Origin of the sequence: Nocardioides sp. NPDC057772, assembly GCF_042798075.1 — a bacterium.
Lineage (GTDB): Bacteria > Actinomycetota > Actinomycetes > Propionibacteriales > Nocardioidaceae > Nocardioides.
In genome coordinates, this window is record NZ_JBHVKN010000009.1 from 45,561 (window position 1) to 53,385 (window position 7,825).

General features: G+C 73.8%; 6 protein-coding genes and 1 riboswitch. Of the genes, 2 read left to right on the plus strand and 4 right to left on the minus strand.

The genetic code is table 11. The features are described from left to right. The first annotated feature begins 21 nt into the window (after positions 1-21). Complete coding sequence (locus ACFVJS_RS03385; RefSeq protein ID WP_378877467.1) at positions 22-378, plus strand: (2Fe-2S) ferredoxin domain-containing protein; 357 nt, start codon at positions 22-24, stop codon at positions 376-378. Here the strand turns inward: ACFVJS_RS03385 and ACFVJS_RS03390 are convergent. The 4 genes from ACFVJS_RS03390 to ACFVJS_RS03405 are packed head-to-tail and all read right to left on the minus strand — an operon-like array spanning position 366 to position 6,437. Then, entirely contained in the window at positions 366-1,292 is a 927-nt protein-coding gene (locus ACFVJS_RS03390; RefSeq protein ID WP_378877469.1) for a cobalamin biosynthesis protein, read from the minus strand. The genes ACFVJS_RS03385 and ACFVJS_RS03390 overlap by 13 nt on opposite strands. After that, complete coding sequence (locus ACFVJS_RS03395) at positions 1,289-3,736, minus strand: cobyrinate a,c-diamide synthase (RefSeq protein ID WP_378877471.1); 2,448 nt, start codon at positions 3,734-3,736, stop codon at positions 1,289-1,291. Before ACFVJS_RS03395 ends, ACFVJS_RS03390 begins: the two co-directional genes overlap by 4 nt. Further along, positions 3,730-4,344, minus strand: a complete 615-nt coding sequence (cobO, locus tag ACFVJS_RS03400) for a cob(I)yrinic acid a,c-diamide adenosyltransferase (RefSeq protein WP_378877473.1) — start codon at positions 4,342-4,344, stop codon at positions 3,730-3,732. Before cobO ends, ACFVJS_RS03395 begins: the two co-directional genes overlap by 7 nt. After that, the gene (locus ACFVJS_RS03405) at positions 4,344-6,437 is read right to left on the minus strand and encodes a VWA domain-containing protein (protein WP_378877475.1); all 2,094 of its coding nucleotides are present in this window, start codon (positions 6,435-6,437) and stop codon (positions 4,344-4,346) included. Before ACFVJS_RS03405 ends, cobO begins: the two co-directional genes overlap by 1 nt. Positions 6,438-6,467: 30 nt before the next feature. Then, positions 6,468-6,625: riboswitch (cobalamin riboswitch) on the minus strand. Between the two features lie 16 nt (positions 6,626-6,641). Here ACFVJS_RS03405 and cbiE point away from each other — a divergent pair. Then, positions 6,642-7,825, plus strand: a 1,184-nt coding sequence (gene cbiE / locus ACFVJS_RS03410; RefSeq protein ID WP_378877477.1) for a precorrin-6y C5,15-methyltransferase (decarboxylating) subunit CbiE, incomplete at its 3' end; no start/stop codon positions are given.

The following is a 7,825-nucleotide window of genomic DNA, read 5'->3' on the forward strand; positions in this document are numbered from 1 at the left end:
GGACTGCGAGGCCTGCGAAGGATGAGCGCCCCCGCCGGGCGGCCGACGCTGACGGTCTGCCGCGGCTGCTGCTGCGGGACCGAGCGGAAGTCGCCCGGGGTGGACCATGCCGCCGTGCTCAGCACGCTGAACGCGGCGGCCGGGGAGTCGGCGACCGTACGCATCGCCGACTGCCTCGGCCCGTGCGAACGGGCAGACGTCGTGGTCGTCGGCCCCTCACCCGAGGGGCGGCAGCGTGGGGCGAAGCCCGTCTGGGTCGCCCGGGCCGGCACGGAGCAGGTCACCGACGCGCTGGCCGAGTGGACCCGCGCCGGCGGGCCGGGCATCGCCGAGGCACCACCCGCGGTGATGGCCCGGGCGTTCCGTCACGGGCGCTGAGCGACCGCCGCATACGCCGCCGCGACCAGGGCCGCGCCGATACCGACCTTGCGGGCCAGGGTGGTGGCGCCGACGACGTCCGCGGGGGTGGCGGCGCGGCCGTCGCCCATCACCGCACGGTGCTCGACCCGGTTGCCGTAGTAGCGGTTGGTGCCGCCCAGGCGGATGTCGAGGGCACCGGCGAAGGAGGCCTCGACGACGCCGGCGTTCGGGCTCGGGTGCTGGGCGGCGTCGCGACGCCAGGCCCGCCAGGCCTGTCTCGCTCGTGACGGCATCGCGGTCAGGGTGATCAGGCCGGACAGGCGCGAGCCGGGGAAGTTGAGCAGGTCGTCGAGGCGCGCGCTGGCCCAGCCGAAGTGCTCGTAGCGGTCGTTGTGGTGGCCGACCATCGCGTCCAAGGTGTTGGTGGCGCGGTAGCCGAGGAGGCCGGGCACGCCCGCGACGGCTCCCCACACCAGCGGCGCGACCACCGCGTCTGAGGTGTTCTCCGCGACACTCTCGATCACGGCCCGGGAGACCTCGGAGGCGTCGAGCTCGGCGGTGTCACGGCCGACGAGGTGGGTGAGCCGCTGCCGCGCAGCGGGCAGGTCCCCCTCGTCCAGGTGTTCGTGCACGGCCAACGCCTCGCGCTCCAGCGAGCGGCCGCCCAGGACCGCCCAGGTGGCGGCCGCGGTCACCAGCATCGTCCCGATCCTGCCGTGGGCGAGTCGCTCGGCGGCAGCGCCGATGACGACCGCTCCCCCGACCAGCGTCGCGGTGTGGAGGACGCCTCGGGTGCGGTCGTCCGCGTACCAAGCCTGCTCCGCCTTCATCGCGACCGTGCCGAAGCCGGCGACCGGGTGGTAGCGCCGCGGATCGCCGAGCAGGCGATCGAGCGCGACGCCGGCCAACAGTCCGATCGCCCGCGGGCTCACCGGTCTCCCCTGGTTTCCCGCAGGGCGGTGAGGAGTTGGTCCGTCGGCTCCTCGGGGCGCACCGCGATCCGCACCCAGTCCGGGCCGAGCCCGGGGAAGGTGTCGGCCCGGCGTACGGCGATGCCCTGCTCGCGCAGGGCCTCCCGGACCCCGGCGCCGGGGCGGGCCAGGACGAAGGAGGCGGTGGAGGGGACGTACTCGATCCCCAGCTTTCGCAAGCCCGCCTCGAGGTGGTCCCGCCAGGTGGTGATCCGCTCGGCGCGGTCACGAGCCTCGGCGCTCGCGCGCTCGGTGGCGCAGGCGAGCATCGCGGCGGCGGCGGTGGCCGAGACGGACCATGGGGTGCGTACGGCCTCGAGGTCGCTGATCGCGGCGGCGTCGCCGACGACGTAGCCCGCGCGTACCCCCGGGATGGACCAGTGCTTCGTCAGGCTCCGGATGGCCAGCAGCCCCTCGCCCCGCTCCGCGGTGAGCGTCTCGGGCTCGCCAGGCACCGCGTCCATGAACGCTTCGTCGACCACGACCAGGCGGCCGGGGCGGAGGAGCTGTCGGAGGGTCTCGGCGGGGTGGAGTACGCCGGTGGGGTTGGTCGGGTTGCCGACGATGACCAGGTCCGCATCGTCGGGGACCGCGGCCGGGTCGAGCACGAAGCCGTTCTCGGCGCGGAGGCGGACCTCGGTGACCGTGTGGCCGGCCTGCTCGAGCGCCGCGTGGGGCTCGGTGAACTGGGGATGCACGACGACCGGCTTTCGCCAGCCTCGGGCCCGTGCGACCAGCGTGAACGCCTCCGCCGCCCCTGCCGTCGGGAGCACTTCGGCGCGATCCCGGCCGTGGTGCTTGGCCAGCGCCGCGCGTGCCGGCTCCTCGTCGGGGTAGGCGGTCGGGGCCAGCGAGTCGTGGAGGGCCTGGTCCAGCCACTCCGGCCGCGGGTCCGGGTAGACGTTCACCGCGAAGTCGAGCAGCCCGTCGCCCACCTCGACGTCGCCGTGGTGCCGCAGCGGATCCGCGACCTCGCCGTCCCAGCCGCTGGTCGCGACCGTGTTGGTCTCGAGCCGACCAGCGGGGTCGGCTCGGCCAGCGACCGAACGAGCGGCTAAGGCACGCGATGCTTCGGCGAAGCGGCGGGCGAGGTGCGGATGGCCGGCCCAGTGCACATGCAGGTAGGACGCGTGGACGGTGTCGCTGCTGAAGCCGGTCGGGGCGCCGTCGACGGTCCACGCCGCCCGGGTCCCGGCCAGGGGCGAGGTGGTGGTGCGGTGGAACTCGTGGCCGGTGACCTCCTCACCGGCGCGGGCGAGCAGGGAGTCGGCGGCGGCGACCGCCACCGGGTAGCGCAGGGTGAGGCGTTCGCTCATCGCGGCGTGGGCGGGAAGGGCGCCGGCCATCGGGACGTCGTCGAGCGACTCGGCCAGGTAGAGCAGTCCGGCGCACTCGGCGACGGTCGGGATCCCGGCCTCGACGGCGGCCCTCAGGTCGCGGAGCAGGCTCGTGTTGGCGGCCAGCTCGGCGGCGTACACCTCCGGGAACCCGCCTCCGAGGTAGATCCCGCTCGTGCCCTCGGGGAGCGCGGGATCGGTGAGCGGGTCGAAGGAGCGTACGTCACAGCCGGCCGCCTCCAGCAGCTCCTCGGTCTCGGGGTAGCGGAACGTGAACGCCCTCCCGCCCGCGACCGCGACGACCGGACGCTCCCCGCCCGGCGCGGCGTCCATCTCCAGGGCCGTGGCCGGATCCCACGCCTCGGCGTCCAGGTCGGGAGCCGAACGGGCCACGTCGAGCAGCGCGGCCAGGTCGAGGTGGGCCGCGACCTGCTCCCCCAGGCGCTCGATCAGCGCGACCGACTCGTCGCGCTCGGCGACGGGAACGAGACCCAGGTGACGCGACGGGGACGCGAGCGACTCGTCGCGCGGGAGCATGCCGAGCACCGGCAGGCCGACCTGCTCCAGAGCCCGCCGGATCTCGTCGGCGTTACGCCCGGGAGAGCAGCGGTTGAGCACCACTCCCCCGATGCGTACGGACGGGTCGAAGGCCGCCATACCCGCCGCGATCGCGGCAGCGGAACGGGACATCCGGGCGACGTCGAGGACCAGGACGACCGGCGAGGAGGTCAGCGCGGCGACATGCGCGGTGGAGGCGAAGCCGTCGGTGCCGAGACGGCCGTCGTAGAGGCCCATGACGCCCTCGATGACCGCGACGTCCGCCCCGGCGGCGCCGTGCAGCAGCAGCGGTACGACCCGGGACTCGCCCACCAGATGAGGATCGAGGTTGCGTCCCGGGCGTCCGGTGGCGAGCGCGTGGTAGCCGGGGTCGATGTAGTCGGGGCCGACCTTGTGACCGCTGACCGCCGTCCCGGAGGCGCGCAGCGCCGCCATCAGCCCGGTGGCGATCGTCGTCTTCCCCGAGCCGGTCGAGGGAGCGGCGACCACCAGCCGGGGCAGGGTCACCATTCGATGCCCCGCTGGCCCTTCTGGCCGGCGTCCATCGGGTGCTTGATCTTGGTCATCTCGGTGACCAGGTCGGCGACCTCGAGCAGCGCCGGGTCGGCGTCGCGACCGGTGATCACGACATGCTGGCGTCCCGGCCGCGCGGCGAGCACCGAGGCCACCTCGGCGGCGTCGACCCAGCCCCACTTGATCGGGTAGGTGAACTCGTCGAGGACGAGCAGGTCGTAACGCTCGTCCGCCAGGCACCGCTTGATCTCGGCCCAGCCCTCGGCGGCGGCCGCGGCGTGGTCCTCCTCGGCGCCCTGCTTACGGCTCCAGGACCAGCCCGAGCCCATCTTGTGCCAGTCGACCGGACCGCCCTCGCCGGTCTCCTCGTGGAGCTTCCCGAGGCGCTCGAGCACGGTCTGCTCGCCGATGCGCCACTTGGCCGACTTCACGAACTGGAAGACCCCGATCCGCCAGCCCTGGTTCCACCCGCGCAGCGCGAGCCCGAAGGCGGCGGTCGACTTCCCCTTGCCAGGGCCGGTGTGGATCATGACCAGCGGCCGGTTGCGGCGCTGGCGGGTGGTGAGCCCGTCGTCGGGTACGTTCAGCGGCTGTCCCTTCGGCATCAGGCAGCGCCCCTTCCCATGGTGGTTCCGGTGAACCCGTGGACGGTGGTGGTCAGCGCCTCGGCGCTCACCTCGGCGACCGGCACGTGCTCGGCGCCCAGGTGTTCGGCCAGCCGGCGCGCCAGCCCGAGCCGCATCGGCCCGCTCTCGGAGTCGATGACGACGGTGGTGACGCCCAGACCGGCGACGTACGCCGCGGCCTGCTGCGAGCGCCGCACCGCGTCCTTCCCGTGGGCCTTGGAGTTGGCACGGCCGTCGGTGACCACCACCAGCAACGGCCGCAGGTCGGGATCACGCAGGTGCTCGCGCTGCAGCACCCGGGCGGCCTCGAGGAGGCCCTCGGCCAGCGGTGTACGTCCCCCGGCGGGCACCTCGTCGAGCCGGGCCGCAGCGAGGTCGACCGATCCGGTCGGCGGCAGCACCAGCTCGGCACCCTCACCGCGGAAGGTGATCATCCCGACCTTGTCGCGGCGCCGGTAGGCATCGAGGAGCAGCGAGAGGACCGCGGCCTTCACCTGCGCCATCCGCTTGCGCGCGGCCATCGAGCCGGACGCGTCCACGCAGAAGAGCACCAGGTTGGCCTCGCGGCCCTCGCGGACCGCGGTGCGCAGGTCCTCGGTGCGCAGCTCGACCTTCGCCGAGGTACGCGGCCGGGCGGCCTGCTTGCCCGCCGCCGCCTTGAGCGTCTCGACGAGGTGGAGCGAGCCGCGGACGCTGGTGTTCGCGCCGATCCGACGGCCGCTGCTGCCGATCGCCTTGCTCCGACCGCCGGTGCGGCCGGTGCCCAGGCCGGTGACGGTCAGGAGGCGGGGGCGGTACGCAGGGGCGGCGGCGGTCACGGACTCGGGTGCGGAACCGACCGTGTTGGTCTCGACACCGCTCGCTTCGCTCGCGGGCTCGACCGACGAATCCTGATCGCTCGCGGGCTCGACCGGCGGTTGCTGGTCGGTCGTACCGTCCTTGCTGGTCGAGGCGTCGGAGCCGCTGGGCGGAGGCGTGTCGCGACCAACAGAGTCTTCGCTGTCCGAGCCATCCGAAGGCCCGCCCTCCGGCGGCTCGGGCGGCAGCTCCTCGTCGCCGAGGATGCGGTCGAGCAGGTCCTCGTCGAGACCGGGGGCGTCGAAGGGGTTGCGACGGCGGCGGTGCGGCAGCGCGAGCAGGGCGGCGCGGCGGATGTCCTCGCGGGTGACCTCGGAGCGGCCGGCCCAGGCGGCGTGGGCGACGGCGGTGCGGGCGGTGACGATGTCGGCGCGCAGCCCGTCGACCTCGAACGCGGCGCAGACCTCGGCGATCTTGAGCAGGCCGGGCGCGGTGAGCCGGACCTTCCCGACCAGCGCGCGAGCCGCGGAGATCCGTGCGGTGAGGTCACGCTCGGCGGCGACATAGCGCTCGACGAATGCGCGAGCGTCCAGGTCGAAGGCCATCCGGCGGCGTACGACCTCGGCGCGCAGCTCCGGGTCCCGGGGCGCGGCGACCTCGACCGTGAGCCCGAAGCGGTCCAGCAGCTGCGGGCGCAGCTCGCCCTCCTCGGGGTTCATCGTGCCGATCAGCACGAACCGGGCAGCGTGCTCGACCGAGACCCCGTCACGCTCGACCGAGACCCGGCCCATCGCCGCCGCGTCCAGCAGCAGGTCGACCAGGTGGTCGTGGAGCAGGTTGACCTCGTCGACGTAGAGCAGGCCGCGGTGGGCCCGGGCGAGCAGCCCCGGCTCGAACTCGACCGCACCGCGCGACAGCGCGCTCTCCAGGTGGAGCGACCCGACGACGCGGTCCTCGGTGGCACCCACCGGGAGCTCGACCAGCCGTACCGGCCGGCTCTCCACGACGGCGGCCGAGCCGAAGGGACCGTCCGGCGACTCCGCGGACGGGTCGTCGGGGTCGATCGAGAACCGGTCCCCCGCGTAGACCGAGATCGAGGGCAGCACGGCCGCCAGGCCGCGTACGGCCGTCGACTTCGCTGTGCCCTTCTCACCGCGGACCAGGACCCCGCCGATCTCCGGGGAGATCGTGGTGAGCACGAGCGCGAGGCCCATGTCGTCGAGATCATCGGCTCGGCAGCCGAGGACGGCAGAAAATGGGTAGTGCACCGGCATGGAGAGGCTCCCGCTCCCTGTAGTTGTTGCCTGTTGGGGAAGGCGCGGGGCCGGTCTTCGGACTTGTCGAGTCCCTCGTCGGGCTCGATATACCGCAGCGGGCCTGTGCCGGATTCTCACCGGCTTCCCAGATTCTCCCCTCCCACCCGTACACGGATGGTCGGGGCACCTCACGCCTGTGCGGTCACTGTAGCGTCTGGCCTCATGATCGTCGTCGTGGGCATCGGTGCCGGAGGTTGGGACGAGATTCCCGTACGTCACCAGCAGCTGATCCGGGAGGCCTCGACACTCCTCGGCGGCAAGCGGCATCTCGACCTCGTACCCGACGTCCCCGGCCAGCGGCGCGAGCCCTGGCCCTCGCCGCTGCGGGAGGGCCTCCCGGCGCTGCTCGGGTCGCTCCCGACCGACGCCACCGTCGTCGCGCTGGCCTCGGGCGACCCGCTGGTCTCCGGCATCGGCACGACCCTGATCTCGCTCCTGGGCCCGGAGAACGTACGCATCGAGCCCGCCGTCTCCTCCGTCGCCCTCGCCCGCGCCCGGATGGGCTGGCCGGCCGAGTCCTGCGTGGCCGTGAGCCTGGTCGGCCGGGACGTGTCGCTGGTCGCTCGCGAGCTCGCCCCCGGCCGCCGGATCCTCGCCCTCTCCTCGGACGGGTCGACCCCGGCCGAGCTCGCGAACCTGCTGGTCACGAGCGGTTTCGAGGCGTCGACCATGACCGTCCTGGGCGAGCTGGGCGCCGAGACCGAGAGCGCACAAACGGGGACTGCCTCGACCTGGGCGGGCGAGTCACCACGACTCAACATCGTCGCGATCGAGTGCGTCGGGGCGCCACTCTTCGGCTGGGCCGCGGGCCTTCCCGACGACGTCTTCGAGAACGACGGCCAGCTGACCAAGCGCGACCTGCGCGCCTCCGCCCTTGCCCGGCTGGCGCCCACTCCTGGGGCGCACCTGTGGGACGTCGGCGCCGGCGCAGGCTCGGTCGGGATCGAGTGGATGCGGGCGCACCCCTCCTGCACCACGACCGCGGTCGAGGCCAACCCCGAGCGTGCAGCCCGGATCGCCCGCAACGCCGCCCGCCTCGGGGTGCCTGGACTGCGAGTGGTCGAGGGCCGCGCCCCCGATGCTTTGGCCGGCCTTCCTGCCCCTGATGCGATCTTCATCGGCGGCGGCGCGACCCGCCCCGGCGTACTCGACACCTGCCTCACCGCCCTCCGCCCCGGCGGCCGCATCGTCGTCCACGGCGTCACCCTGGAGACCGAGCAGCTCCTGGCGCGGCAGCATGCCGAGCTCGGCGGCGAGCTGACCCGGATCTCCGTCGAGTCCGTCGACACGATCGGCACCTTCCGCGGCTGGGCGCCCCAGCGCACCGTCGTGCAGTGGTTCTACAG